The 25,180-nt window shown below is 67.7% G+C and carries 20 protein-coding genes, 1 tRNA gene and 1 pseudogene; 9 read left to right on the top strand and 13 right to left on the bottom strand.

Going from position 1 to position 25,180, the window contains the following annotated elements; translation table 11 throughout:
* Positions 1-18 precede the first annotated feature (18 nt).
* Positions 19-94 (top strand) — tRNA-Gly (locus BM198_RS20660).
* A 119-nt stretch (positions 95-213) separates the two neighbouring features.
* Here BM198_RS20660 and BM198_RS20665 read toward each other — a convergent pair.
* Together BM198_RS20665 and BM198_RS20670 are read right to left on the bottom strand one after the other, a co-directional pair.
* A pseudogene (locus tag BM198_RS20665) lies at positions 214-624 on the bottom strand (PA2817 family protein).
* Positions 625-699: 75 nt separating this feature from the next.
* The gene (locus tag BM198_RS20670) at positions 700-3,147 is read right to left on the bottom strand and encodes an acyl-CoA dehydrogenase (RefSeq protein WP_074971990.1); all 2,448 of its coding nucleotides are present in this window, start codon (positions 3,145-3,147) and stop codon (positions 700-702) included.
* 149 nt (positions 3,148-3,296) lie between these two features.
* On the opposite strand from BM198_RS20670, the gene BM198_RS20675 reads away from it, so the two are divergent.
* The 6 genes from BM198_RS20675 to BM198_RS20700 all read left to right on the top strand — a co-directional run bounded on the left by BM198_RS20675 (position 3,297) and on the right by BM198_RS20700 (position 11,116).
* The gene (locus BM198_RS20675) at positions 3,297-3,977 is read left to right on the top strand and encodes a transglutaminase-like domain-containing protein (RefSeq protein ID WP_074971992.1); all 681 of its coding nucleotides are present in this window, start codon (positions 3,297-3,299) and stop codon (positions 3,975-3,977) included.
* 110 nt (positions 3,978-4,087) lie between these two features.
* Positions 4,088-4,708, top strand: coding sequence for a glutathione S-transferase family protein (locus BM198_RS20680; protein ID WP_074971994.1), 621 nt, complete (start codon positions 4,088-4,090; stop codon positions 4,706-4,708).
* Positions 4,709-4,797: 89 nt separating this feature from the next.
* Positions 4,798-5,730 carry an ABC transporter ATP-binding protein gene (locus tag BM198_RS20685; protein ID WP_044399683.1) on the top strand — a complete coding sequence of 311 codons (933 nt, stop codon included), beginning with the start codon at positions 4,798-4,800 and terminating at the stop codon, positions 5,728-5,730.
* Entirely contained in the window at positions 5,727-6,506 is a 780-nt protein-coding gene (locus BM198_RS20690; protein ID WP_044399681.1) for an ABC transporter permease, read from the top strand. The genes BM198_RS20685 and BM198_RS20690 overlap by 4 nt, the downstream gene beginning before the upstream one ends.
* 513 nt (positions 6,507-7,019) lie before the next feature.
* Complete coding sequence (locus tag BM198_RS20695; protein WP_074971996.1) at positions 7,020-8,039, top strand: efflux RND transporter periplasmic adaptor subunit; 1,020 nt, start codon at positions 7,020-7,022, stop codon at positions 8,037-8,039.
* Positions 8,036-11,116, top strand: coding sequence for an efflux RND transporter permease subunit (locus tag BM198_RS20700; protein WP_074971998.1), 3,081 nt, complete (start codon positions 8,036-8,038; stop codon positions 11,114-11,116). Before BM198_RS20695 ends, BM198_RS20700 begins: the two co-directional genes overlap by 4 nt.
* On the opposite strand, the gene BM198_RS20705 is transcribed toward BM198_RS20700, so the two are convergent.
* Positions 11,117-12,037, bottom strand: coding sequence for a LysR family transcriptional regulator (locus BM198_RS20705; protein ID WP_044399673.1), 921 nt, complete (start codon positions 12,035-12,037; stop codon positions 11,117-11,119).
* A 160-nt stretch (positions 12,038-12,197) separates the two neighbouring features.
* On the opposite strand from BM198_RS20705, the gene BM198_RS20710 reads away from it, so the two are divergent.
* The gene (locus BM198_RS20710; RefSeq protein WP_044399671.1) at positions 12,198-13,427 is read left to right on the top strand and encodes an acyl-CoA dehydrogenase; all 1,230 of its coding nucleotides are present in this window, start codon (positions 12,198-12,200) and stop codon (positions 13,425-13,427) included.
* Between the two features lie 73 nt (positions 13,428-13,500).
* Here the strand turns inward: BM198_RS20710 and BM198_RS20715 are convergent, their stop codons facing one another.
* The 4 genes from BM198_RS20715 to BM198_RS20730 form a co-directional block, all read right to left on the bottom strand.
* Positions 13,501-14,529, bottom strand: coding sequence for a MerR family transcriptional regulator (locus BM198_RS20715; protein ID WP_074972000.1), 1,029 nt, complete (start codon positions 14,527-14,529; stop codon positions 13,501-13,503).
* A gap of 69 nt (positions 14,530-14,598) precedes the next feature.
* The gene (locus BM198_RS20720) at positions 14,599-14,802 is read right to left on the bottom strand and encodes a hypothetical protein (protein WP_044399668.1); all 204 of its coding nucleotides are present in this window, start codon (positions 14,800-14,802) and stop codon (positions 14,599-14,601) included.
* The gene (locus BM198_RS20725; RefSeq protein ID WP_074972001.1) at positions 14,799-15,803 is read right to left on the bottom strand and encodes a TerC family protein; all 1,005 of its coding nucleotides are present in this window, start codon (positions 15,801-15,803) and stop codon (positions 14,799-14,801) included. The genes BM198_RS20720 and BM198_RS20725 overlap by 4 nt, the downstream gene beginning before the upstream one ends.
* A gap of 101 nt (positions 15,804-15,904) precedes the next feature.
* Entirely contained in the window at positions 15,905-17,278 is a 1,374-nt protein-coding gene (locus tag BM198_RS20730; RefSeq protein WP_074972003.1) for a substrate-binding domain-containing protein, read from the bottom strand.
* A 267-nt stretch (positions 17,279-17,545) separates the two neighbouring features.
* Here BM198_RS20730 and BM198_RS20735 point away from each other — a divergent pair, with 267 nt between their 5' ends.
* Complete coding sequence (locus BM198_RS20735) at positions 17,546-17,872, top strand: YegP family protein (RefSeq protein ID WP_044399664.1); 327 nt, start codon at positions 17,546-17,548, stop codon at positions 17,870-17,872.
* 76 nt (positions 17,873-17,948) lie between these two features.
* Here the strand turns inward: BM198_RS20735 and BM198_RS20740 are convergent, their stop codons facing one another.
* From BM198_RS20740 to BM198_RS20765, 6 genes are all read right to left on the bottom strand, one after another.
* Positions 17,949-18,854: a hydroxymethylglutaryl-CoA lyase gene (locus tag BM198_RS20740; protein WP_074972005.1), complete on the bottom strand. Its 906-nt coding sequence runs from the start codon at positions 18,852-18,854 to the stop codon at positions 17,949-17,951.
* A 192-nt stretch (positions 18,855-19,046) separates the two neighbouring features.
* A complete protein-coding gene (locus BM198_RS20745) occupies positions 19,047-20,996 on the bottom strand; it encodes an acetyl/propionyl/methylcrotonyl-CoA carboxylase subunit alpha (protein WP_139233674.1) in 1,950 nt (649 codons plus the stop codon).
* Positions 20,993-21,787: a gamma-carboxygeranoyl-CoA hydratase gene (locus BM198_RS20750; RefSeq protein WP_074972009.1), complete on the bottom strand. Its 795-nt coding sequence runs from the start codon at positions 21,785-21,787 to the stop codon at positions 20,993-20,995. Before BM198_RS20750 ends, BM198_RS20745 begins: the two co-directional genes overlap by 4 nt.
* Positions 21,788-21,805: 18 nt before the next feature.
* Positions 21,806-23,413, bottom strand: a complete 1,608-nt coding sequence (locus BM198_RS20755; RefSeq protein WP_074972011.1) for a carboxyl transferase domain-containing protein — start codon at positions 23,411-23,413, stop codon at positions 21,806-21,808.
* 62 nt (positions 23,414-23,475) lie between these two features.
* Positions 23,476-24,639 (bottom strand): isovaleryl-CoA dehydrogenase, encoded by a 1,164-nt coding sequence (locus BM198_RS20760; protein WP_074972013.1) that lies wholly within the window; start codon positions 24,637-24,639, stop codon positions 23,476-23,478.
* A 43-nt stretch (positions 24,640-24,682) separates the two neighbouring features.
* The gene (locus tag BM198_RS20765; RefSeq protein ID WP_044399652.1) at positions 24,683-25,081 is read right to left on the bottom strand and encodes a MerR family transcriptional regulator; all 399 of its coding nucleotides are present in this window, start codon (positions 25,079-25,081) and stop codon (positions 24,683-24,685) included.
* Positions 25,082-25,180 lie beyond the last annotated feature (99 nt).

The raw sequence follows: 25,180 nt of genomic DNA on the forward strand, positions 1-25,180 counted from the left end.
CCAGTTTTACGGTTGCATGCGGGAATAGCTCAGTTGGTAGAGCACGACCTTGCCAAGGTCGGGGTCGCGAGTTCGAGTCTCGTTTCCCGCTCCAGATAAACAAGAACGCCGCTCATCGAGCGGCGTTTTTGTTCGTGCCGTGAAAAGTGCCTGCCTCTTCACCTGCCTTACCGATTCCACCGACCGCCCCGAAGGGCGGCCAATGGTCATCGTTCAGTGCTTGCTGGCGTCGTCGCCCAGGGCGAGCAGCTGTTTTTCCTGGTTCCAGTCGAACGGTTAGTCGTTCTCTTCCGCCTCGAAGCGGCGCTCATCAAGGCGCTGGAACAGGGCGATCTCTTCATCCGGCATGAAATGCAGGCAGTCGCCGCCGAAGAACCACAGCAGGTCGCGCGGCACCAGGTGGGCGATCTGCGGGTAGCGGTGGAAGACCTGGCTGATCAGGTCCTGACCCAGGTACTGGCTGCCTTCCGGGTCGCGGGGCAGTTCGGTGATCAGCTCGTCGAAGCGCTCGACGAACAGGGCATGGTTCTCTTCGGGAACCTGCTCGGCCTCGCCCAGGGCGACCAGGATGCCGCGCAGGTGGTGGAGCAGGGCGAGGTGATGGTCGAGGTAGGGGTTGGACATGGCGGTACATCCTGGAACGAATCAATGAACGGGCGCGGAGTATAAGGCCCTCCGCGCCCGCTGTCCCGCCGGGGCTCAGCGCACCTTGCCTGCCGTTGGCAGCAGCTCCTCCTTGTCGAAGTCATCCACGTCGATCACCACCCGCCGCGCGGCCTCGGCGGCGCGCAGGCGCTGGGCCGCCTCGGCGTCCAGCACGCCGGCAGCCAGGGCGGCGTCCACCGGGTGTTCGCCGGCCGTCGGCTTGACGCGTCCATCCTTCAACGCCTTGTGCAGCTCCCGCTGCAGCGGCTGGACGTCGGCGAGCGCGTCCACGGCGCGCTGCAGGGCCGCTACTGGATCGCCCTCGGCGGAAGGCCGGAAGCAGCCGACCAGCACGCTTTCCAGCGCCGGGTCGCCCCGGTCGCGACCGAGGATTTCGGCCACTTCGGCATCCAGCGCATCCGACGGCCCCTTGTGGCGACGGCCAAGCGGGAACACCAGCACCTGCAACAGGCAGCCGAGGATACGGCTGGGGAAGTTGGCGAGCAGGCCCGCCAGGGCGTCCTCGGCCTTGCCCAGGGATTCCTCCAGGGACCAGCGCACCAGCGGTCGCAGGTGCTCCGGGTGGTCCAGGTCGTGGTAGCGCTTGAGCGCGGCAGAGGCCAGGTAGAGGTGGCTGAGCACATCACCCAGGCGGGCGGACAGGCGCTCGCGGCGTTTCAGCTCGCCGCCCAGCAGCATCATGCTCAGGTCCGCCAGCACGGCGAAGGCTGCGGCGAGCCGGTCGAGGCTGCGGAAATAGCCCTGGGCCAGGGCATCCCCCGGTGCGGGGCTGAGACGCCCTGCGCCCAGGCCCAGCAGCAGGGTGCTGGCGGCGTTGCTCACGGCGAAGCCGACATGGCGCAGCAGCAGGTCGTCGAACTCCTCCAGCGCACGCTCGCGGTCCTCGCGGGCGGCCAGGGCCATCTCCTTGAGCACAAACGGATGGCAGCGGATGGCGCCCTGGCCAAAGATCATCAGGTTGCGCGAGAGGATGTTGGCGCCTTCCACGGTGATGAAGATCGGCGCGCCCTGCCAGGAACGGCCCAGGTAGTTGTTCGGGCCCATGATGATGCCCTTGCCGCCGTGCACGTCCATGGCGTGGCCGATGCACTCGCGGCCCCGTTCGGTCAGGTGGTACTTGAGGATGGCCGAGAGCACCGAGGGCTTCTCGCCCAGGTCCACCGCGTTGGCGGTGAGCATGCGCGCGGCGTCCATCAGCCAGGCGTTGCCGCCGATGCGCGCCATGGCTTCCTGGATGCCTTCGAAGGCCGACAGTGGCACGTTGAACTGCTCACGCACACGGGTGTACTGGCCGGTCACCAGGCTGGTGTACTTGGCGGCGCCGGTGCCCACCGCCGGCAGCGAGATGGAGCGGCCGACGGAGAGGCAGTTCATCAGCATCATCCAGCCCTTGCCGAGCATGGCCTGGCCGCCGATCAGGTAGTCCAGCGGGACGAACACGTCCTTGCCGGAGTTGGGGCCGTTCATGAAGGCAGCGCCCAGGGGCAGATGGCGGCGGCCGATGTTCACCCCGGGGGTGTCGGTGGGGATCAGGGCCAGGCTGATGCCCAGGTCCTCCTCGTCGCCCAGCAGGTGGTCCGGGTCGTAGGCCTTGAAGGCCAGGCCGAGCAGGGTGGCTACCGGGCCGAGGGTGATGTAGCGCTTCTCCCAGGTCAGGCGCAGGCCGATCACTTCCTCGCCGTTCCACTGGCCCTTGCAGATGATGCCGGTGTCGGGCATCGCCCCGGCATCGGAGCCGGCCAGCGGGCCGGTGAGGGCGAAGCAGGGGATTTCCTCGCCGGTGGCCAGGCGCGGCAGGTAGTGCTGGCGTTGTTCGTCGGTGCCGTAGTGCAGCAGCAGTTCGGCGGGGCCGAGGGAGTTGGGCACCATCACCGTGGAGGCGAGGTCGCCGCTGCGGGTGGCCAGCTTCATGGCGACCTGGGAGTGGGCATAGGCGGAGAAGCCCTTGCCACCGTATCCCTTGGGAATGATCAGGCCGAAGAAGCCGTGGGCCTTGATGTGCGCCCAGGCTTCCGGGGGCAGGTCCATGCGCTGGCCGATGTCCCAGTCGCTGACCATGGCGCACAGCTCTTCAGTGGGGCCGTCGATGAAGGCCTGCTCCTCGGCGGTGAGCGTCGGGCGCGGGTAGTCGAGCAGCGTGTTCCAGTTCGGGCGACCGCTGAACAGCTCGCCGTCCCACCACACGGTGCCGGCCTCGATGGCGTCACGCTCGGTCTCCGACATGGGCGGCAGCACGCGCTGGAACCACGCGAACAGCGGGGCGGTGATCAGCTTGCGGCGCATGTCCGGCAGGGCCAGGGGCAGGGCCACCGCGAGCCAGAGAATCCAGAGGATCGCCAGCAGCCAGCCGGGCGAGTGGCTGAACACCCCCATGGCCAGCAGGTACAGGGCGACCGCTCCAAGGGCGGGCAGGGGAGCGGTGCGGCGGTGCGCCAGCCAGGCGACCCCCAGTACCAGAACGAGCAACCAGAGAAACACCATGCTTGATCCTCCTTGAGGACGACGCGGCCGCCGTCACGGGTCAGGGTGTCGCCAGGACGGCGACAGGGGCGTTCAGCTTGGCCGGATCGTCGTGCCGGCAGGGTGTCGCCTGCTTCTAGACTGGGGCCTGTCCCCACGGGAGCAACGCCATGCAGTCCAGCCTACGATCCGGTCGCTTCGTTGATAGTGACCACCCCCTGGTGGTTGAGTTCGCCTTGCGCAATCGCGGCGAAAGCCCGCACCCGCGTGACCAGGCGGTCAGTCTGTACCACGCCGTGCGCGACGGCATCCGCTACAACCCCTACACCTTCAGCCGTGACCCGGAGACGCTCAAGGCCAGCCATGCCTTGATGGCGGGGACGTCCTACTGCGTGCCCAAGGCCATCCTCCTGGCTGCGTGTGCGCGGGTCTGCGGCATCCCGGCCCGCATCGGCCTGGCGGACGTGCGCAACCACCTGGCCACGCCGCGCCTGCTGCAACTGCTGCGAAGCGAGGTGTTCGCCATGCACGGCTACACCGAATTGCACCTGGACGGCCGCTGGGTGAAGGCGACGCCGGCATTCAACCTGGCGCTGTGCCGGGTCTTCGGCGTGGAACCACTGGCGTTCGATGGGGTGCACGACAGCGTCTTCCACCCGTTCAACCGCCAGGGCGAGCGCTACATGGAGTACCTCGCCGACCACGGCCAGTTCGACGACCTGCCGGAGGCCCTGTTCTTCGGCCATCTGCAGCAGGTCTATCCGCACCTGTTCGAGCCGGGCGCCGCCTTCATGAGCGGCGATCTCCAGGCCGAGGCCGCGACGCCCGGCGTGCTGGATGCCGAGCCCTGAAGGCCGCGCCACCTCGCTCAGGTCGATAAACGTTATCAATGCAAATGCCTGGTCACCTGCCCGGGCAATGCCTCTAGAATGTCGGCCTGCCAAACAGCTGGAGCCGCGACATGTTGAAGATCTGGGGCCGGAAGAACTCCTCCAACGTGAGAAAAGCCCTCTGGGCCGCCGAAGAGGTCGGTGTCGCCTACGAGTCCGTCGACGCCGGGGGCGCGTTCGGCCTGGTCAACGAGCCGGCCTACCGGGCGATGAACCCGAACGGCCTGGTCCCGGTGATCGAAGACGGCGACCTGGTGCTCTGGGAGTCCAACGCCGTCGTCCGCTACCTGGCCGCGCGCTACGCAGCCGGCACCCTCTACCCCGAAGACCCGGCCGTGCGTGCCGTGGGGGACAAGTGGATGGACTGGACCAGCACCACCCTGGCGCCGGTATTCCGCGACCTGTTCTGGGGCACGCTGCGTATTCCGCCGGCCGAGCGCGACCCCGCGCGCATCGCAGCCGCCCTGGCGCGTTGCAGCGAGCTGCTGGCCCTGCCGGAGCAGGCCCTGGCGAAAAAGCCCTACCTCTCCGGCGAAACCCTGGCGATGGGCGACATCCCCCTGGGCTGCTTCATCTACGCCTGGTTCGAGATGCCCATCGAGCGGCCGCCGCAGCCCGCGCTGGCGGCCTGGTACGAGCGGCTCAAGGCGCGTCCGGCCTACCGCCGTGCGGTGATGACCCCACTGACCTGATGCTAGGCTCACCCCACCGAGCGCTGCGCCGGGCCTTGCCGCCTGGCGCAGCGTCTTTGCACATTCCTGACTGAAGGCACGTTCCCTCCATGACTTCCGCACTGTCCATCCGGCAGCTGACCAAGACCTATGGCAACGGCTTCCAGGCCCTCAAGGGCATCGACCTGGAAGTGGCCGAAGGCGATTTCTTCGCCCTGCTGGGCCCCAACGGGGCCGGCAAATCCACCACCATCGGCATCCTCTCCACCCTGGTCAACAAGACCAGCGGCACGGTGAGCGTGTTCGGCAACGACCTGGACAAGAACCCCTACGCCCTCAAGCGCTGCCTGGGCGTGGTGCCCCAGGAGTTCAACTTCAACCAGTTCGAGAAGGTCTTCGACATCGTCGTCACCCAGGCCGGCTACTACGGCATCCCGGCGAAGATCGCCAAGGAGCGCGCCGAGCAGTACCTGACCCAGCTGGGCCTGTGGGAGAAGCGCAACGCCGCCTCCCGCGAACTGTCCGGCGGCATGAAGCGCCGCCTGATGATCGCCCGCGCCCTGGTGCACCAGCCGCGCCTGCTGATCCTCGACGAGCCCACCGCCGGCGTCGACATCGAGCTGCGCCGGTCCATGTGGAGCTTCCTCACCGATCTCAACGCCCAGGGCATCACCATCATCCTCACCACCCACTACCTGGAGGAGGCGGAGCAACTCTGCCGCCACATCGGCATCATCGACCACGGCACCATCGTCGAGAACACCAGCATGAAGGCGCTGCTGAAGACGCTGCACGTCGAGACCTTCCTGCTCGACCTCAAGGACACCCTCGCCACGGCGCCGGCCCTGGTCGGCTACCCGGTGCGCTTGGTGGATGACCACACCCTGGAAGTGCAGGTGGAGAAGAGCCAGGGCATCACCGAGCTGTTCCGCCAGCTCTCCGCCGTCGGCATCGAGGTGCTGAGCCTGCGCAACAAGACCAACCGCCTGGAGGAGCTGTTCGTGTCCCTGGTCGAGAAGAACCTGTCGAAGGTGGCCATATGAGTTCGGAACTGCGCGCCAACCTGGTCGCCCTCAACACCATCGTCTATCGCGAAGTCCGCCGCTTCACCCGCATCTGGCCGCAGACCCTGCTGCCCCCGGGCATCACCATGGCGCTGTACTTCATCATCTTCGGCAACCTGATCGGCCGACAGATCGGTGACATGGGCGGCTTCACCTACATGGAGTACATCGTCCCGGGGCTGATCATGATGTCGGTGATCACCAACTCCTACAGCAACGTGGTGTCCAGCTTCTTCGGCAGCAAGTTCCAGCGCTCCATCGAGGAGCTGCTGGTCTCGCCGGTGTCGCCCCACACCATCCTCCTCGGCTACACCATCGGCGGCGTGCTGCGCGGCCTGGCGGTGGGAGTGATCGTCACCCTGTTGTCGCTGTTCTTCACCCACCTGCAGGTGCATCACCTGGGCGTCACCGTCATCGTGGTGCTGCTGACGGCGACCATCTTCTCCCTGGGCGGCTTCATCAACGCGGTGTACGCGCGCAACTTCGACGACATCTCCATCGTCCCGACCTTCGTGCTGACGCCGCTGACCTACCTGGGCGGGGTGTTCTACTCCATCAGCCTGCTGCCGGCGTTCTGGCAGAAGGTCTCGCTGATCAACCCGATCCTGCACATGGTCAACGCCTTCCGCTACGGCATCCTCGGCGTCTCCGACATCAACATCGGCGTGGCCATCGCGCTGATGCTGCTGACCACCCTGGTGCTCTACATCGTCTGCGTGCGCCTGCTGGTGAGCGGACGCGGCATGCGCCAGTAAGCACGGCGCACCTTGCAGGAGCGGCTCTGCGCGCGAAGGCTGATCACCGGCACGCGAGCGGAGCTGGGCAAAACGCGGTACCGGGCAGCATCTTCGTGGGAGCGAATTCATTCGCGAAAAAGGCCCCTTGCGGGGCATCGCGGTTGAAACCGCTCCCACACCGGGTGCCCGCGCTGATGCCGAGCCACCGCGCGGCATCCAGTTTGTAGGGTGGGTCGGGCGGCGTTCCGCTTCAGCCCACCATTTCCTGGCACTCCCTCATGGCAGGGCGGCGTCCACGAGCCCCGGGACCTGGCCTGTTTCGTGGGAGCGAATTCATTCGCGAATGAAGGCCCGTCCCGGGCATCGCGGTTGAACCGCTCCCACGCCGGCTGGCCCGCCTCCGAAATGCATCCCTCCCGATACAAACCGTCACAGACTGCCTGCATCTTTACGTGCCTCTGACAAAACTCCGCCGATACTCCCGGTAGACTTTTTCATTTTCGATAAAAACGACTCGAAAAGAGGCTGTAGATGATTGTTCGCCGCCGCGTCTGGCCCTTGCTGCTGTGTGGGTTGTTCACCTGCCCGGCGTTCGCCGCCAACCCGCCATTGGTCGAAGTGGCCGAGCCCCAGCGTGCCCTGGTCCGGGACGAACTGGTGACCTTCGGGTCCCTGCGCTCCGATGAATCGGTGACCCTGCGCCCCGAAGTGGACGGGCGTCTCGCCCGCCTGCATTTCCGCGAGGGGGAGGCGGTCAAGGCCGGCGACCTGCTGGTCAGCCTGGACGATGCCATCGCCCGTGCCGAGCTGGACCAGGCCCGGGCCAACCTCGACCTGGCGGAGAAGAGCTACCAGCGCGCCCAGATGCTCTACAAGCGCGGCGCCAGCAACGCCCAGGCCCAGGACGAGGCGCTGTCGCAACAGCAGGCCGCCCGCGCCAGCCTGGCGCTGGCCCAGGCCCGTCTCGACAAGACCCAGCTCCGTGCGCCGTACGATGGCGTGCTCGGCCTGCGCCAGGTCAGCCCCGGCGACTACCTCAGCGCCGGTCAGGACATCGTCAACCTCGAAGTGCTCGACCCGCTCAAGGTGGATTTCCGCATCCCGCAGAAGGCGGTGGCCCAGGTGCAACTGGGGCAGACCGTGGAGATCAGCGTGGACGCCTACCCGGGGGAGCGCTTCCAGGGGCGCATCGCCGCCCTCAACCCGCGGCTGGACGAGGTGGGGCGCAGCCAGGCGATCCGGGCCGAGATCGCCAATGCCGACCGGCGCCTCAAGCCGGGCCAGTTCGTGAAGGTCTCGGTGATCCTCGCCGAGCGCCCGGATGCGCTGCTGATCCCCGAGGAAGCGGTGATCCCGGTGGGGCGCCAGCTGTTTGTCGCCGTGGTGGTGGACGGCAAGGTGGCGCGTCTGCCGGTGCGCATCGGCCAGCGTCAACGCGGGCGGGCCGAGGTGGTGGAAGGCCTCGCCGGTGACGAGCAGGTGATCACCGCCGGTTGGCAGAAGGCCGCGCCGGGGCAGGAGGTCCGCACCGTCGCGCGGGGCGAGTCATGACCCTCTCCGACCTGTGCATCCGTCGGCCGGTGTTCGCCACCGTGCTGTCCCTGGTGGTGGTCCTGCTGGGGCTGATGGCCTACCAGCGGCTGACCGTGCGCGAGTACCCGAACATCGACGTGCCGGTGGTCACGGTCAATGTCATCTACCCCGGCGCCAGCCCGGAGATCATGGAGTCCCAGGTGGCGCAGCCCATCGAGGACGTGCTGTCGGGCATCCAGGGGCTGGACTTCGTGTCCTCCATCAGCCGCTCGGAAAACACCCAGATCACCGCGCAGTTCCGTCTCGGCAGCAACGCCAACGAGGCGGCCAACGACGTGCGCGACCGCCTCGGGCGGGTGCGCGGCCTGTTGCCGGACGAGATCGACGAGCCGGTGGTGCAGAAGGTCGAGGCCGATGCCCAGCCGGTGGTCTGGCTGGCGTTCTACAGCGACCAGCACAGCGCCATGGCGATCACCGACGTGCTGGAGCGGGTGGTGCAGGACCGTCTGCAGACCATCCCCGGCGTTTCCGAGGTACAGATCCGCGGCGCGCGCACCTACGCCATGCGCATCTGGCTCGATCCGGAGAAGCTCGCCGCCCACGACCTCACCGTGCAGGACGTGGAGGCCGCCCTGCGCCGGCAGAACGTGGAGATCCCCGCCGGCCGCATCGAGTCGGTGCAGCGTGAGTTCAGCGTGCTGGCGGAAACCGACCTGAAGACCCCCGAGCAGTTCAACGACCTGATCATCGACGACCGCCGTGGCTACCTGTTGCGCCTGTCCGACGTCGGCCATGCCGAGATCGGCGCGGCTGATGAGCGCTCCCTGGTGCGCTTCAACGGGCGGCAGGCGGTTTCACTGGGGCTGGTCAAGCAGGCCACCGCCAACCCGCTGGACATCTCCGACGGCCTCAACGCCGCCTTGCCCGACGTGCGCAGCCTGCTGCCGGAAGGCATGGAGATGGCCATCGCCAACGACAACTCGCTGTTCATCCGCGAATCCATCGCCAACGTCTACACCACCATCTGGGAGGCGGTGGTGCTGGTGGTGCTGATCATCTTCCTGTTCCTGCGCTCCCTGCGGGCGACGCTGATCCCGCTGGTGACCATCCCGGTGTCGCTGATCGGCGCCTTCGCCCTGATGGCGCTGATGGGCTTCTCCATCAACACCCTGACCCTGTTGGCCATGGTGCTGGCCATCGGCCTGGTGGTGGACGACGCCATCGTGGTGCTGGAGAACATCCACCGCCATATCGAGGCGGGCCTGTCACCGGTGCAGGCGGCGTTCAAGGGCAGCCGCGAGATCGCCTTCGCGGTGATCGCCATGACCCTCACCCTGGCGGCGGTCTACGCGCCCATTGGCTTCATGCAGGGCACCTCGGGCAAGCTCTTCACCGAGTTCTCCTGGACCTTGGCCGGCGCGGTGCTGGTCTCCGGCTTCGTCGCCCTCACGCTGTCACCGATGATGTGTGCCCAACTGCTCAGGCCGCACCGGGCGGAGCCGCGCCATGGCCGCCTGTACAACCTGATCGAAGGCTTCCTCAACGGCCTCACCTACAGCTACCGGCACCTGCTGGAACGGGTCCTGCGCGCCTGGGTGCTGATCGCGCTGTTCCTCGTCGGCGTGCTGCTGCTGTGCCTGTGGATGTTCAGCGGCCTGCGCAGCGAACTGGCGCCCACCGAAGACACCGGCACCATCGTCAGCACCCTCAACGGCCCGGATGGCGCCACCCTGCAGTACACCGCGCGCTATGCCCGGCAACTGGAGGAGGCCTACCGCAGCGTCCCCGAGGCCAACCGCTACATGGTGGTAGTGGGCTTCCCCACCGTGGCCCAGGGGCTTTCCTTCCTCAAGCTGGAGGACTGGAGCGCGCGCAGCCGCAGCCAGTTCGAGATCCGCGACGCCTTGCTGCCCAAGTTGCAGGACATCCCCGGTGTGCGGGCCTTCCCGGTGAACCGCCCGCCGCTGGGGCAGAGCGCGCGTAACCAGCCGGTGAACTTCGTCATCCGCTCGTCCCTGGAGTACGCCGAGCTGCAGCAGTACGTGGACCAGTTGCTGCAGCGGGTGCGCGACTACCCGGGGCTGGAGAGCATCGACACCGACCTCAAGCTCAACACCCCGCAACTCAAAGTCACAGTGAACCGCGAGCAGGCCACCGCCGTGGGCACCGACGTCGCCACCATCGGCCGCAGCCTGGAAAGCCTGTTTGGCAGCCGCCAGGTGACCCGCTTCAAGCAGAACGGCGAGCAGTACGACGTGCTGGTGCAACTGGCGGACGTCGACCGCAGCAACCCGGACGACCTCAACCGGGTCTACGTGCGCGGGCGCGACGGCAGCATGGTGCAGCTCTCCAACCTGATCGAGGTGGAGGAAACCGTCGCCCCCCGGGAGCTGAACCACTTCAACCAGCTGCGCGCGGTGACCCTTAGCGCCAACGTCGGCTCCGGCTACACCCTGGGCGAGGCGCTGGACCACCTGGAGACGGTGGCCCGCGAGGTGATGCCCGCCGAGACCCAGTTCGACTACACCGGCATCTCCCGTGACTTCAAGGCCTCCGGCGCGGGCGTGGCGCTGACCTTCGCGCTGGCGCTGGTGTTCATCTACCTGGTGCTGGCGGCGCAGTTCGAGAGCTTCGTCGATCCGCTGGTGATCCTCTTCAGCGTGCCGCTCTCCATGGCCGGCGCACTGCTGGCGCTGGAGCTGTTCGGCGGCACCCTGAACATCTATTCCCAGGTGGGGATGGTCACCCTCATCGGGCTGATCACCAAGCACGGCATCCTCATCGTCGAGTTCGCCAACCAGCAGCTGCGCGAGGGGCGTGGCCTGGATGAGTCGGTCATGGAGGCGGCCGTGCAGCGGCTGCGGCCGATCCTGATGACCACCGGCGCCATGGTGCTGGGCTCCCTGCCGCTGGCCATCGCCACCGGCGCCGGGGCGGAGAGCCGCCGGCAGATCGGCATGGTCATCGTCGGGGGGCTGCTGGTGGGCACGTTCTTCACGCTGTTCGTGGTGCCCACGCTGTACCGCAAGTTGCGCCAGTGGCGGCCGATCCGGCCGCTGGCGGAGCGGGAGGCGGGGGAGGCGCTGGGGGCCTGATCAGGCCCGCACGCGCTCCTGCTGGGTGACCTGCTGGCAGATCTCGATGATCTGCTCGCGCATCCAGCGGTTGGCCGGGTCCTGGTCGGTGCTTTCGTGCCAGTAGAGGTGGGTCTCCAGGGCGGGCACGTCGTTCACCGGCAGGTCGACGAAGTGCAGGTCGTGGCGGCGGGCGAAGCGCTCCGGCACGGTCATCGCCATGTCGGTGCTCTGCAGCACGGTGGAAGCCATCATGTAGTGCTGCGAACGCAGCGCGACCTTGCGCTGGATGCCCATCTTGCCCAGGGCCAGGTCCACGTAGCCCAGGCCGTTGCGGCGGCTGGAGATGTGGATGTGCGACAGCGAGAGGTATTCGTCCAGGCTGATGCGCTCCTTGGCCAGCGGGTGGCCACGGCGCATGGCGCATACGTAGCGGTCGTCCATCAGCTTCACGTGGCGCACCTGCGGGTCGGTGTTCAGCGGCGCGTCGACGGCGAAATCCAGGCGCCCGGCGGCCAGCTCCTTGGTGGTCTCACGGCGCTTGGCGAGGAAACTCTCCACCTGCACCTGGGGCGCCAGGCGGCGCAGGCGCTGGAACAGCAGCGGCAGGATCACCGCCTCGCTGAGGTCGGTCATGCTGATGCGGTAGGTCTTGTTGGCCTGCAGCGGGTTGAAGGTGCGGCTCTCCTGCACCGAGACCCGCAGCAGCTGCAGGGCGTTGCGCACCGGGCCGATGATGTTCTGCGCCATCGGCGTGGGCACCATGCCCTGGGCGGTGCGGACGAACAGGGGATCGTTGAAGGTCTCGCGCAGGCGGGCGAGGGCGTTGGACACGGCAGGCTGGGTGATGCCGACGATCTGCCCGGCACGGGTCAGGTTGGCCTCGGTGTAGATGGCGTCGAAGACGATGAACAGATTCAGGTCCACCTTGTTGAGGTTCATGCCGCACGTGCTCCTTGGATTGTTCTTGTCGAGGGATGCACCATATCGCTTATGAATGTTCATGCATATCGATAATAGGCTGGGTAAATCTTAATCCCTGTTCTAGCATTCTTGCCAGACCCTTCCGGTCATTCCTCACCCTCCTCAGAAGGTACGCCGCATGGATTTCGCCTATTCGCCCAAGGTCCAGGAACTGCGTGAGCGCGTCACCGCGTTCATGGACACCTACGTCTATCCCGCCGAGCCGGTGTTCGAGAAGCAGGTCGCCGAAGGGGACCGCTGGCAGCCCACCGCGATCATGGAAGAGCTCAAGGCCAAGGCGAAGGCCGAAGGCCTGTGGAACCTGTTCCTGCCCGAGTCCGAATACGGTGCCGGCCTGACCAACATGGAATACGCGCCCCTGGCCGAGATCATGGGCCGCTCGCTGCTGGGCCCGGAGCCGTTCAACTGCTCCGCGCCGGACACCGGCAACATGGAAGTGCTGGTGCGCTACGGCAACGAAGCGCAGAAGAAGCAGTGGCTGGAGCCGCTGCTGCGTGGCGAGATCCGTTCCGCCTTCGCCATGACCGAGCCGGGCGTGGCCTCGTCCGATGCCACCAACATGGAAGCCCGCGCCGAGCGCCAGGGTGACGAGTGGGTCATCAACGGCCGCAAGTGGTGGACCTCCGGCGCCTGCGACCCGCGCTGCAAGGTGATGATCTTCATGGGCCTGAGCAACCCGGATGCGCCGCGCCACCAGCAGCACTCCATGATCCTGGTGCCCACTGATGCCCCCGGCGTGAAGATCCTCCGCCCGCTGCCGGTGTTCGGCTATGACGACGCCCCCCACGGCCACGCCGAGGTGCTGTTCGAGAACGTCCGCGTGCCCTACGAGAACGTGCTGCTGGGCGAAGGCCGTGGCTTCGAGATCGCCCAGGGTCGCCTCGGCCCAGGCCGCATCCACCACTGCATGCGCTCCATCGGCATGGCCGAACGCGCCCTGGAACTGATGTGCAAGCGCGCCGTCAGCCGCACCGCCTTCGGCAAGCCCCTGGCCCGCCTGGGCGGCAACATCGACAAGATCGCCGACTCGCGGATGGAGATCGACATGGCCCGGCTGCTGACCCTGAAGGCGGCCTACATGATGGACACCGCCGGCAACAAGGTGGCCAAGAGCGAGATCGCCCAGATCAAGGTCGTGGCGCCCAACGTCGCCCTGCGGGTGATCGACCGCGCCATCCAGATCCACGGCGGCGCCGGCGTCTCCAACGACTTCCCGCTGGCCTACATGTACGCCATGCAGCGCACCCTGCGCCTGGCCGACGGCCCGGACGAAGTGCACCGTGCCGCCATCGGCAAGTACGAGATCGGCAAGTACGTACCGCGCGAGATGATGCGCAGCGGCCACTGATCGCCCGCGCAGCAACAGCGAGGCCCGCACGGGAAACCGTGCGGGCCTCGTGCGTTTCAGGGGGCAGAAGGCCTCAGCGGCGCGCGGCCATCAGGTGGCCCATGGCCTGGCGCAGGTAGTCCAGCAACGCGTCGCTGGCCCAGGAGCCCTGGCGCAGTTCCGGCTCGCGCACCAGCGCCTCGCGGATCTTCTGCTGGGTCACCGGATCGTCACCGGCATAGGAACGGAACAGCTCCAGCCAGCGGCGGGCGAGGGCCAGGGTGTCCGGGTCGGACGCCGGGGCGCCGGATTCCATCTGCTGGTGCACCTCGGCGATCAGCGGCGGCCATTCGTGCATGCGCGTGCCGTAGTGGGCCTTGAGGAAGGCGAATTCCTCGGGCGTCAGGTAGCGCTGGTAGATCGCCAGCTTGGTCTCGCTGAAGGCCTGGACCACGTAGGCCATGGTCTCCGGCGTGATCCCGGTCTGCGCACGCAGCGCCGGCTCCGCCTCGTGCATGCCGTTGAGCTTGGCGAACAGCACCGGGTTGCCGCCGGTGTCGTCCTCCAGCATGCGCATCCAGGTTCGTGACAGGGCCTGCGCCGCCTCGGCCTGGGGCGGCACGCCGGCCGCCATCAGCGCCTTCACCTGGCCGACCAGGTCAGCCCATTCGCGCTGGCGCTGTTCGTCGGCGTGCAGGCGCAGCCCCTGCAGTTCCTCGGGGGTGAAATAGGTGTCGTACATGTTCATCAGCTCCAGGGTCGTCAGCCATTCGGCGAGCTCCGGTTCCTCGCCGCTGCGCAGTTGCTGGCCGAGGCTGGCCAGGCGTTCGCGCAGTCGCTGCCGGTGGGCGATCTCCCGGTCGAGCTGGCGGATCTGCTGCTCGATCAGCGGAGGCAGCGCCACGGGCGGGCCGTCCAGCCAGTCGCCGATGGCCGCCAGGGACAGGCCCAGCTTGCGCAGGACCTGGATCCGGTGGAGGCGGGCGATGTCGGTGCGGTCGTAGAGGCGGTAACCGGAGTCCGAGCGCGCGGAAGGCCGCAGCAGGCCGATCTGGTCGTAGTGGTGCAGGGTGCGCACGGTCAGGCCGCAGCGCCTGGCCAGTTCACCGACTTTCAAGGGCATGTCCTGGGTCTCCTCGCGTGCCGGCTGGCATCTTCGGGCCTGACGTGGCGTGAGGGTCAACGGGGTGGGTCAATCCTGGTGGGGCTGGGAGGGTTCCGAGGGGCTGCTGGCGGCCTCGCGCTGTGCGCGCAGCCACTCCAGGCGCTGGTGCAGCTGGGCGGCGAAGGTGCGGGCGGCCAGTTCTTCGTGGAAGCTCACCGCCCGCGCACCCATGCGCACCTGCCAGATCACCCGACCCCGTTGTTCGAGTACATCGATCCGCACGTCCTTCATCGCTGCCCGCGCTCCTTCTGATGGACCGGCTGCGGCTTGCGCGTGCGGATCAGCGAGATCAGCACGCCACCGGCCAGCAGGCCACAGGTTACGCCAAGGGAAACCAGGGCGGGAATCTTGCCGATGAAGCTCTGCAGGAAAATCTTGCCGCCGATGAAGATCAGCACCAGGGCCAGGGCGTACTTGAGGTAGACGAAGCGGTGGATGAGCGCTGCCAGGGCGAAGTACAGCGAGCGCAGGCCGAGGATGGCGAAGATGTTGGAGGTGTAGACGATGAACGGGTCCTGGGTGATGGCGAAGATCGCCGGGACGCTGTCCACCGCGAACACCAGGTCGGCCAACTCGATCAGCACCAGGGTCAGGAACAGCGGCGTGGCATGCAGCAGGGTGCCGCCGCTGGCGGTGGGCAGCCGGACGAAGAAGCGCTTGCCGTGCAGCTCCCGGGTCAGGCGCAGGTGCCCCCGCAGGAAGCGCAGCACCGGGTTGCGCGACAGGTCGCGCTCGCCCTGGTCGCGGCTGAGCAGCATCTTCACGCCGGTGAACAGCAGGAAGCCGCCGAACAGGTAGAGCATCCAGTCGAAGCGCTGCACCAGCGCCGCGCCGACACCGATCATCAGCGCCCGCAGCACGATCACCCCGAGAATCCCCCAGAACAGCACGCGGTGCTGGTAGAGCCGGGGTACGGCGAAGAAGCCGAAGATCATCGCCATGACGAACACGTTGTCCATCGACAGCGACTGTTCCACCAGGAAGCCGGTGTAGAACTCCAGCGCCGGCTGCGCCCCCAGCTCCCACCAGACCCAGCCGCCGAAGGCCACCCCGGCGGTGAAGTAGCCACTGTAGAGCAGCAGGCTCTCGCGCACACCGATCTCACGCTCGTGGCGATGCAGCACACCCAGGTCGAACGCCAGCAGCGCCACCACGACCAGCAGGAAGCTCAGCCACAGCCAGGTGGCGGTGCCGAGGAAATCGGCGAACAGGAATGCGTGCAGGGCCTCCATCGGTACTCCTTGTCCCGGGCAATCGACGCACAGCGCGTGGTGCACTGTGCACGGATAACTATGGACCCGGGCAAGGGGCGGAGGTGCGGTAAAACAGCGCGTCAGTAGACCCAGACTTCGACGCGACGGTTGCGGATGCGGCCTTCGTCGCTGTCTGCCGCCACTGGCAGTTCGTCACCAAGGCCGACGATGTCACGGAAGCTCACGCCGCCCTTGGCCAGCTCGCGGCGCACCGCCATGGCGCGCAGCTTGGAGAGCAGGGCTGCGCGGTTCGGGTCCGGCTTGGCATCGCCGAAGCCCACCAGTACCACCTGGTTGGCCAGCTTGCCGCTGTCCTTCAGGTAGGCCAGCACCCGCTCCACGTCACGCAGTGCCTTGTTGTCGAGGTTGGCGCTGCCCTCCTGGAAGCGGAAGTTCACCGACAGGCGCTGCGCCTCCCCGGTCAGTTGGCGATAGGCCTCGGGCATGCCGGCCTGGGGTGTCACCTTCACCGCCTGCACGGTCTGCGCGACGAACCCGGTCTGGGCGACGAGGGCCTGGCCGCGCGGGCCCTGGGCGAAGCGCACCAGCGCCTGTGCCCAGGCGTTCTTCTCGCCGGGTTTCACATAGAAGAACAGCCGGCGGGAGAGGGGGTAGTCCTCGGTGGCGATCAGCGTGGTGGACGGTGCCATGGCCTGGGAGTCTCCATCGGCAATCGCCAGGGTGTGCGCCTTGCCCACCGACGCCAGCCCGACAAAGCCGATGCCCTGCGGGTCGGCAGCCACCGCCTCGGCCAGGCGGTCGTTGGATTCGAAGCGGTTGGCGCCGGCGGCCAGGGCCTTGCCGTGGCTGGCCAGCACCAGTTCCTTGAAGGTGTCGAAGGTGCCGGACTTGTCGTCGCGGGCGTAGAGGTGGATCGCACCGCCCTTGCCGCCGATCTCTTCCCAGGTCTTCACCTCGCCGGCGAAGACGCGGGCCAGCTGGGTGGTGTCCAGCTTCGCTAGCGGATTGGACGGGTGCAGGATGATCGCCAGGCCGTCGATAGCGATGACGTTCTCGCTGTACTGGCTGCGCAGGTCGCCGAAGGTCTTCAGGTCCGCCGCTTCGGCGTCCTTGATCGGGCGGGAGGAGGCGGCCAGGTCGGCGCTGCCGTCCTTGAGGGCGACGAAGCCGGTGCCCGAACCGTGGGCGGCCACGTTGATCCGCACCTCGCGTCCGCTCGGGGCGCGGCCGATCAGTTGCACTTCGTTCTCCTGGCTGCCGGCTTCCTGGCGGATGTTGCCCAGGCCTTCTTCCTCCATCAGACCGCGCACCAGGGCCGGCCCCAGCTTGGCGCCAATGGTGTTGGAGCCCTGGATGCGCAGCGCCGGGGAGCGGTCGGCCGGAATGGGCAGGGCGGCGAACACCGACCAGGGCAGGGCGTAGCAGACGAAGCCGAGCAGCAACAGGCTGAGGGTACGGCTCCAGATTTCTCGTTCGGTGACGTCGCGCGTCATGCAGCGGTGCCTTCTATTGGGCGGGAGGAGCCGCGAGATTAAGTCAGCGAGGTGACGGTGATGTGACAGAGCGGCTCTGGCGTGGGCCTCTTCGAAGGCCTAGGACGTTTCGCCCGACCCACCCGTCCGGCGCCTACCCCGGGTGCAGGTTCCCCCGGCATACGGGCCCCGGGGGCGCCGGTATGGTGCGCGTTTCGTTCGCCCAGGCCCCGCCGGGGCGAGCAAGGTCGCCCCGCGGGGGCAATGAAGCTGCAAGGAGTGAGAGACATGCCAGGCTTTTTCGAGCTGAAGAAATACGGCAGTGGCGAATACCGTTTTCGCCTGAAGACACGGGAGGCCCAGGTGATGGTGGAGAGCGGGCGCTACCCCTGCCGGGACAGCGCCGAGAAAGCCATCGCGCTGTTCCGCACCCATTGCGTCAACAGTGATCGCTTCGAGCGTCGCATGTCCTCGGGCGGCAAGAACTACTTCCGCCTCAAGGCCGCCGGCGAGGTGATCCTCGAGAGCCACCTGTACGACTCCGAGCCGACCCGCGAAGAAGCCATCGAGGCCATCATGCGCGTGGGCGTCACCCCGCACCTCGAAGAAGCCTGACGCGCCGGGTGAAATGAAGAAGCCCGCGCATCCGTGAGGATGCGCGGGCTTTTTCATGCCCGGCGCTTGCCGGGGATCAGGCGTTGCGGGCGAGGAGGGCGCGGGCAACCCGCGAGCCGTTTTCCTTGCCCAGCACGGCGCAGATGCGTTGCCCGGCAGCGGCGAGCCGGTCGAGGTCGATGCCGGTCTCGATGCCCAGGCCGTTCATCAGGTAGAGCACATCCTCGGTGGCGACGTTGCCGGTGGCGCCCTTGGCGTAGGGGCAACCGCCGAGTCCGGCGACCGAGCTGTCGAACACGCTGATGCCTTCCAGCAGGCTGGCGTAGATGTTCGCTACGGCCTGGCCGTAGGTGTCGTGGAAGTGGCCGGCCAGTTGCTCCCGGGGGATGCGCGCCCCCACCACCTCGAACATCCGGCGGGTGCTGCCAGCGTTGCCGGTGCCGATGGTGTCGCCCAGGGAGACCTCGTAGCAGCCCATGGCATGCAGCTCGGCGGCCACTGCTGCCACCTGCTCGGCGGCCACTTCACCCTCGTAGGGGCAGCCCAGCACACAGGACACATAGCCACGCACGCTGACGCCCTGGGCGCGGGCGGCCTCCACCACCGGCACGAAGCGCGCCAGGCTCTCGGCGATGGAGCAGTTGATGTTCTTCTGCGAGAAGGCCTCGGACGCGGCAGCGAACACCGCCACCTCCTTCACCCCGGCCTCCAGGGCGGCTTCGAAGCCCTTCATGTTCGGTGCCAGGGCGGCGTAGGTGACGCCCGGCTTGCGCTGGATCTGCGCGAACACCTCGGCGGAGCCGGCCATCTGCGGCACCCACTTGGGTGATACGAAGCTGCCCACCTCCACATAGCCGAGGCCGGCGGCGGTGAGGTCATCCACCAGGCGCACCTTGTCGGCGACGCTGATGGGCTGCTTCTCGTTCTGCAGGCCGTCACGGGGGCCGACTTCGACCAGGCGGACCTTCTTGGGGATCGTCATTGCGTCATCTCTCTCATTCATCGGCGTTCGGTGCCCGATGGGTTTCGCTTCGCTCGCGGAACGCCGTCCGACCCATCCTGCGGGTTGTTTCTGCGCAGGGTGGACATCGCTTTTCATGTCCACCGGCGGTGCTGGGCCGGGCCAGGTTGGTGGATGTAAGGAGCGACATCCACCCTACGGGGCAGCGCTCTCTCAGGCCTCTTCCAGCTCCACCAGCGCGGTGCCTTCGGCGACCAGTTCGCCTTCGCTGCAGTACAGCGCCTTGACGGTGCCAGCGTGGGGCGCGCGGATGCTGTGCTCCATCTTCATCGCCTCCAGCACCACCAGGGCGGTGCCGGCTTCCACGGCCTGGCCGGCTTCCACCAGCACGCGCACGATACTGCCGTTCATCGGCGCCGTCAGCCCGCCCTGGTGGGTGTGGCTGGCCTCGGCCTCGGCGATGGGGTCGACGCGGGTGACGGTGTGCAGCGTGCCGTTCCATTCCAGGTAGAGGGTTTCGCCCCGGCGGATGGCCAGCAGCGTGCGGCGCACGCCGTCCAGCTCCAGGGTCAGCCGCTCGCCTTCCAGGCGGATCGGGCTGTCGACCCGGCCGCGCAGGCGCACCACCTGGCGTTCCTCGCCACAGGCCAGGTGCAGGTCGGTTTCGCTGGGCAGCCCGGCACGCCAGCCGCTGTTGCCGCTCCAGGGCGAATGCGGGTCGTCCTGGCGTATCCGCGCGGCATCACCCTGGCGGAAGGCTTCGGCAGCCAGCTGCCAGACCTGCTCGGGCAGGGCGGCATGGGCGGGAAGCAGCTGTGCCTGGTGGCGCTCGATGAAGCCGGTGTCCAGTTCGGCCGCGGCGAAGGCGGGGTGGCCGAGCACGCGGCGGAGGAAGGCCAGGTTGGTGCGGAAACCGCCCACGGCGGTGTCTTCCAGCATGGCCAGCAGGCGCTGGCGCGCTTCCTCGCGGTTCTCGCCCCAGGCGATCAGCTTGGCCAGCATGGGGTCGTAGAAGGGCGATACGTCGTCACCCTCGGCCACGCCACTGTCCACCCGGCGGCCCTCGCCGGGCGCGGGTTCGCGGTACAGGTCCAGGTGGCCACTGGCGGGCAGGAAGCCGCCTTCCGGGTCTTCGGCGTACAGGCGCACTTCGATGGCATGGCCCATCAGCGGCACCTGCGCCTGGGTGATGGGCAGGGCTTCGCCCCGGGCGACGCGGATCTGCCAGGCCACCAGGTCGAGGCCGGTGATGGCCTCGGTGACCGGGTGCTCCACCTGCAGGCGGGTGTTCATCTCCATGAAGAAGAAGTCACCCCGCGCATCCAGCAGGAACTCCACGGTGCCGGCACCGACGTAGCCGATGGCCTGGGCCGCGCGCACGGCGGCCTCGCCCATGGCGCGACGCTGCTCGGCCGAGAGGCCGGGGGCGGGCGCTTCCTCCACCACCTTCTGGTGGCGGCGCTGGATGGAGCAGTCGCGTTCGTTGAGGTACAGGCAGTTGCCGTGGCGGTCGGCGAAGACCTGGATCTCCACATGGCGCGGCTTGAGCACGTACTTCTCCACCAGCATGCGGGCGTCGCCGAAGGCGGCCTGGGCCTCGCGCTGGGCGGAGGAGAGCGCCTCGGCCAGGTCGGCCTCGCGCTCCACCACCTTCATGCCCTTGCCGCCACCGCCGGCGGCGGCCTTCAGCAGTACCGGGTAGCCGATGCGCTCGGCGGCGGCGCGGAAGGTCTCCAGGGCCTGGTCCTCGCCGTGGTAGCCGGGCACCAGTGGCACGCCGGCTTCCTCCATCAGCGCCTTGGCGGCGGACTTGCTGCCCATGGCGTCGATGGCGCTGGCCGGCGGGCCGAGGAACACCAGCCCGGCGGCCTCGATGGCACGGGCGAAGCCGGCGTTCTCCGAGAGGAAGCCGTAGCCGGGGTGGATGGCCTGGGCGCCGCTGGCCTGGGCGGCGGCGATCAGCGCGTCCACCCGCAGGTAGCTCTCCGCCGGCTTGGCGCCGCCGAGGTTGATGGCCATGTCCGCCTCGCGCACGTGGCGTGCATTGCGGTCGATCTCGCTGTGGACGGCCACGGTGCGAATGCCCAGCGCCTTGGCGGTGCGCATCACCCGGCAGGCGATCTCGCCACGGTTGGCGATCAGCAAGGTGGTGATCATGGTCATTGCTCCTGCCAGGAGGGTTTGCGTTTTTCCAGGAAGGCATTGAGCCCTTCCTGGCCTTCGGCGCTCACGCGGATGCGGGCGATGGCGTTCTCGGTGTAGCGGCGCAGGTTGGGGCTGAGCACCCCGCTGCCGACTTCCCGCAGCAGGTCCTTGCTGGCGCGCATGGCCTGGGGGCTGTTGAGCAGCAGGTTGGCGGTCCAGCTCTCCACCGCCTGGTCCAGGTCCTCGGCCGGGTAGCACTCGGCCAGCAGACCCAGCTCACGGGCCCGCTCGCCGTTGAAACGCTCGGCGGTGAGGGCGTAGCGGCGCGCGGCGCGCTCGCCGATGGCCTGGACCACGAAGGGGCTGATCACCGCCGGTGCCAGGCCGATGCGCACCTCCGAGAGGGAGAACTGCGCGTCGATGGCGCCGATGGCCATGTCGCAGCAGCTGATCAGGCCCAGGGCACCGCCGAAGGCCGCGCCCTGGACCACCGCCAGGGTCGGCACCTTGAGCTGGTAGAGGGCGTACATCAGCTCGGCCAGCTCGCGGGCGTCGTCCAGGTTGGCGTTGTAGTCCAGGCGGGCGGACTCCTGCATCCAGGCCAGGTCCGCCCCGGCGGAGAAGTGCCGGCCACGGCCGCGGAGGATGAGGAAGCGCACCTGGCCGTGTTCCTTGACGGCATCCAGGGCGAGGATCAGCTCGCGGATCATCCCGGCGTTGAAGGCGTTGTTCTTGTCCGGACGGTTCAGCCAGAGGGTGGCGACGCCGTTGGCGGCGATGTCCAGTTGCAGGGTGTTGAAGTCGGTCATATGGGCTCCGGGAGAGGGCTACATGCGGAACACGCCGAAGCGGGTCGCTTCGATCGGCGCGTTGAGGCTGGCCGAGAGCGCCAGGCCAAGCACCTCGCGGGTCTGTGCCGGGTCGATGACGCCGTCGTCCCAGAGCCGCGCGCTGGAGTAATAGGCGTGGGCCTGGCGTTCGTACTGTTCGAGGATGGGCTGCTTGATGCGCGCCTCTTCCTCGGCGCTCAGGCTGTGGCCGGCGCGTTCGCTCTGCTCGCGCTTGACCTGGGTGAGCACGCCGGCGGCCTGCTCGGCGCCCATCACGCCGATCCGCGCGTTGGGCCACATCCACAGGAAACGCGGGTCGTAGGCCCGGCCGCACATGCCGTAGTTACCGGCGCCGAAGCTGCCGCCGATGATCACGGTGAACTTCGGCACCCGCGCGCAGGCCACGGCGGTGACCAGCTTGGCGCCGTGCTTGGCGATGCCGCCTTCCTCGTACTTCTTGCCCACCATGAAGCCGGTGATGTTCTGCAGGAACAGCAGCGGGATGCCGCGCTGGCAGGCCAGCTCGATGAAGTGCGCGCCTTTCTGCGCAGCCTCGGCGAAGAGGATGCCGTTGTTGGCGAGGATGGCGATGGGGTAGCCGTGCAGGTGGGCGAAGCCGCACACCAGGGTGGTCCCGAACAGGGCCTTGAACTCGTCGAAGGCGGAGTCGTCCACAAGGCGTGCGATCACTTCGCGCACGTCGAAGGGTTGCTTGGCGTCCGCCGGAATCACCCCGTACAGCTCCTCGCTTGCGTAGCGCGGGGCGATGGGGGTGCGCAGGTTCAGCTCGCCGGCCTTGCGCCAGTTGAGGTTGGCGACACTGCGGCGGGCCAGGGCCAGGGCGTGCTCGTCGTTCTCGGCGTAGTGGTCGGCCACGCCGGAGGTCTTGCAGTGCACGTCGGCGCCGCCCAGCTCCTCGGCGGTCACCACCTCGCCGGTGGCGGCCTTCACCAGCGGCGGGCCGGCGAGGAAGATGGTGGCCTGGTTGCGCACCATGATGGTCTCGTCGCTCATGGCCGGCACGTAGGCGCCGCCGGCGGTGCAGGAGCCCATCACCACGGCGATCTGCGGGATGCCCTGGGCGCTCATGTTGGCCTGGTTGAAGAAGATGCGGCCGAAGTGCTCGCGGTCCGGGAAGACCTCTTCCTGGCGCGGCAGGTTGGCGCCGCCGGAGTCCACCAGGTAGATGCAGGGCAGGCGGTTCTCCTGGGCGATGGCCTGGGCCCGCAGGTGCTTCTTCACCGTCAGCGGGTAGTAGGAGCCACCCTTCACCGTGGCGTCGTTGGCCACGATCATGCATTCCACGCCTTCGACGCGGCCGATGCCGGCCACCACGCCGGCGGCGGGGACCTCTTCGCCGTAGACCCCATGGGCCGCCAGCTGGCCGATTTCGAGGAAGGGCGAGCCCGGGTCCAGCAGGCGGTTGATGCGTTCACGCGGCAGCAGCTTGCCCCGCGAGGTGTGGCGTTCCTGGGCCTTGGCGCCGCCGCCTTCGTGGATGCGGCCGAGCAGGCGGTGCAGGTCGTCCACCTGGGCCTGCATGGCCTCGCGGTTGCGGGCGAATTCCGGGGTGCGGGTGTTGATCTGGGTATGCAGGATGGCCATCTGGGGCGCTCCGAGTCGTGCGTTTCGCGCCCCTCCCGGAGGGGAGGGGCGTCGGTCGAGGATCAGCGGGTTTCGTTGAACAGCTCGCGGCCGATCAGCATGCGGCGGATCTCGCTGGTGCCGGCGCCGATCTCGTAGAGCTTGGCGTCGCGCAGCAGGCGCCCGGTGGGGAACTCGTTGATGTAGCCGTTGCCGCCGAGGATCTGGATCGCCTCCAGGGCCATCTGGGTGGCACGTTCGGCGGTGTAGAGGATCACCCCGGCAGCGTCCTTGCGGGTGGTCTCGCCACGGTCGCAGGCCTGGGCCACGGCGTACAGGTAGGCGCGGCTGGCGGCCAGCTGGGTGTACATGTCGGCCACCTTGCCCTGGATGAACTGGAACTCGCCGATGCTCTGGCCGAACTGCTTGCGGTCGTGGATGTAGGGCACCACCACGTCCAGGCAGGCCTGCATGATGCCCACCGGGCCGCCGGCCAGCACCACGCGCTCGTAGTCCAGGCCGCTCATCAGCACCTTGACGCCGCCGTTGACCGCGCCGAGGACGTTTTCCTCCGGCACTTCCACGTCATCGAAGAACAGCTCGCAGGTGTTGGAACCGCGCATGCCGAGCTTGTCGAACTTGCTGCCACGGGAGAAACCCTTCCAGTCGCGCTCGACGATGAAGGCGGTGATGCCGTGGGGGCCCTTGTCCAGGTCGGTCTTGGCATAGATCACGTAGGTGTTGGCGTCGGGGCCGTTGGTGATCCAGGTCTTGCTGCCATTGAGGACGAAGCGGTCGCCCTTGCGGTCGGCGCGCAGCTTCATGGAAACCACGTCGGAGCCGGCGTTGGGCTCGCTCATGGCCAGGGCGCCGACGTGCTCACCGCTGATCAGCTTGGGCAGGTACTTCTGCTTCTGCTCGTGGGTGCCGTTGCGCTTGATCTGGTTGACGCACAGGTTGGAGTGGGCGCCGTAGGAGAGGGCCACCGAGGCCGAGCCGCGGCTGATCTCCTCCATGGCGATGACGTGGGCCATGTAGCCCAGGCCGGCACCGCCGTATTCCTCGCCGACGGTCACGCCCAGCAGGCCCATGTCGCCGAACTTCTTCCACAGGTCCATGGGGAAGGCGTTGTCGCGGTCGATCTCGGCGGCGCGGGGCGCCAGTTCGGCGGCGACGAAGGCTTGCACCTGTTCGCGCAGCATGTCGAGGGTGTCGCCGAGGGCGAAGTTCAGGCTCGAGTAGGTCATGGTTCCACCTGTGCTTGTGATTGTCGGTGAGTCGGGGAGGGGATCAGGCCTTGGCGGCCTGCTTGCGTTCGGTCTCGGCCAGGGCTGCCAGGCAGCGTTCCTCGGCCGTGTCCAGTTCCAGCTGCATCTGCTGGATGTCCAGCAACTGCTGTTCGAGTTGTGCGCGGCGGGCGGCGATCTTCTCCATGAAGGTTTCCAGCTGCTTGCGGTTGCCGCTGCTGGGGTCGTAGAGGTCGATCAGCTCCTTGCACTCGGCCAGGGAAAAGCCGATGCGCTTGCCACGCAGGATGAGCTTCAGGGCCACCAGGTCCTTGGGGCTGTAGATGCGTTCCTGGCCCCGGCGCTCGGGGAAGAGCATCTCTTGCTCCTCATAGAAGCGGATGGCGCGGGTGGTCACATCCAGTTCGCGGGCCAGGTCGGAAATGCTGTAGGTCTTGGACATGGGGGAGGGGGCTCGGCTTGTTTACCTTTACGTTAACGTAAACCTGGGTAAACTCGCTGTCAACTCGGCGCCGGGCAGCGGCAAATAGCCCCTGTGGCC

The organism is Metapseudomonas otitidis, from assembly GCF_900111835.1.
Lineage (GTDB): Bacteria > Pseudomonadota > Gammaproteobacteria > Pseudomonadales > Pseudomonadaceae > Metapseudomonas > Metapseudomonas otitidis.

Coding starts and splice junctions, on each gene's coding strand:
- BM198_RS20670 (WP_074971990.1), bottom strand. CDS start 3,147: ATGGTGTTTCTCTGGTTGCTCGTTCTGGTACTGGGGGTCGCCTGGCTG.
- BM198_RS20675 (WP_074971992.1), top strand. CDS start 3,297: ATGCAGTCCAGCCTACGATCCGGTCGCTTCGTTGATAGTGACCACCCC.
- BM198_RS20680 (WP_074971994.1), top strand. CDS start 4,088: ATGTTGAAGATCTGGGGCCGGAAGAACTCCTCCAACGTGAGAAAAGCC.
- BM198_RS20685 (WP_044399683.1), top strand. CDS start 4,798: ATGACTTCCGCACTGTCCATCCGGCAGCTGACCAAGACCTATGGCAAC.
- BM198_RS20690 (WP_044399681.1), top strand. CDS start 5,727: ATGAGTTCGGAACTGCGCGCCAACCTGGTCGCCCTCAACACCATCGTC.
- BM198_RS20695 (WP_074971996.1), top strand. CDS start 7,020: ATGATTGTTCGCCGCCGCGTCTGGCCCTTGCTGCTGTGTGGGTTGTTC.
- BM198_RS20700 (WP_074971998.1), top strand. CDS start 8,036: ATGACCCTCTCCGACCTGTGCATCCGTCGGCCGGTGTTCGCCACCGTG.
- BM198_RS20705 (WP_044399673.1), bottom strand. CDS start 12,037: ATGAACCTCAACAAGGTGGACCTGAATCTGTTCATCGTCTTCGACGCC.
- BM198_RS20710 (WP_044399671.1), top strand. CDS start 12,198: ATGGATTTCGCCTATTCGCCCAAGGTCCAGGAACTGCGTGAGCGCGTC.
- BM198_RS20715 (WP_074972000.1), bottom strand. CDS start 14,529: ATGCCCTTGAAAGTCGGTGAACTGGCCAGGCGCTGCGGCCTGACCGTG.
- BM198_RS20720 (WP_044399668.1), bottom strand. CDS start 14,802: ATGAAGGACGTGCGGATCGATGTACTCGAACAACGGGGTCGGGTGATC.
- BM198_RS20725 (WP_074972001.1), bottom strand. CDS start 15,803: ATGGAGGCCCTGCACGCATTCCTGTTCGCCGATTTCCTCGGCACCGCC.
- BM198_RS20730 (WP_074972003.1), bottom strand. CDS start 17,278: ATGACGCGCGACGTCACCGAACGAGAAATCTGGAGCCGTACCCTCAGC.
- BM198_RS20735 (WP_044399664.1), top strand. CDS start 17,546: ATGCCAGGCTTTTTCGAGCTGAAGAAATACGGCAGTGGCGAATACCGT.
- BM198_RS20740 (WP_074972005.1), bottom strand. CDS start 18,854: ATGACGATCCCCAAGAAGGTCCGCCTGGTCGAAGTCGGCCCCCGTGAC.
- BM198_RS20745 (WP_139233674.1), bottom strand. CDS start 20,996: ATGACCATGATCACCACCTTGCTGATCGCCAACCGTGGCGAGATCGCC.
- BM198_RS20750 (WP_074972009.1), bottom strand. CDS start 21,787: ATGACCGACTTCAACACCCTGCAACTGGACATCGCCGCCAACGGCGTC.
- BM198_RS20755 (WP_074972011.1), bottom strand. CDS start 23,413: ATGGCCATCCTGCATACCCAGATCAACACCCGCACCCCGGAATTCGCC.
- BM198_RS20760 (WP_074972013.1), bottom strand. CDS start 24,639: ATGACCTACTCGAGCCTGAACTTCGCCCTCGGCGACACCCTCGACATG.
- BM198_RS20765 (WP_044399652.1), bottom strand. CDS start 25,081: ATGTCCAAGACCTACAGCATTTCCGACCTGGCCCGCGAACTGGATGTG.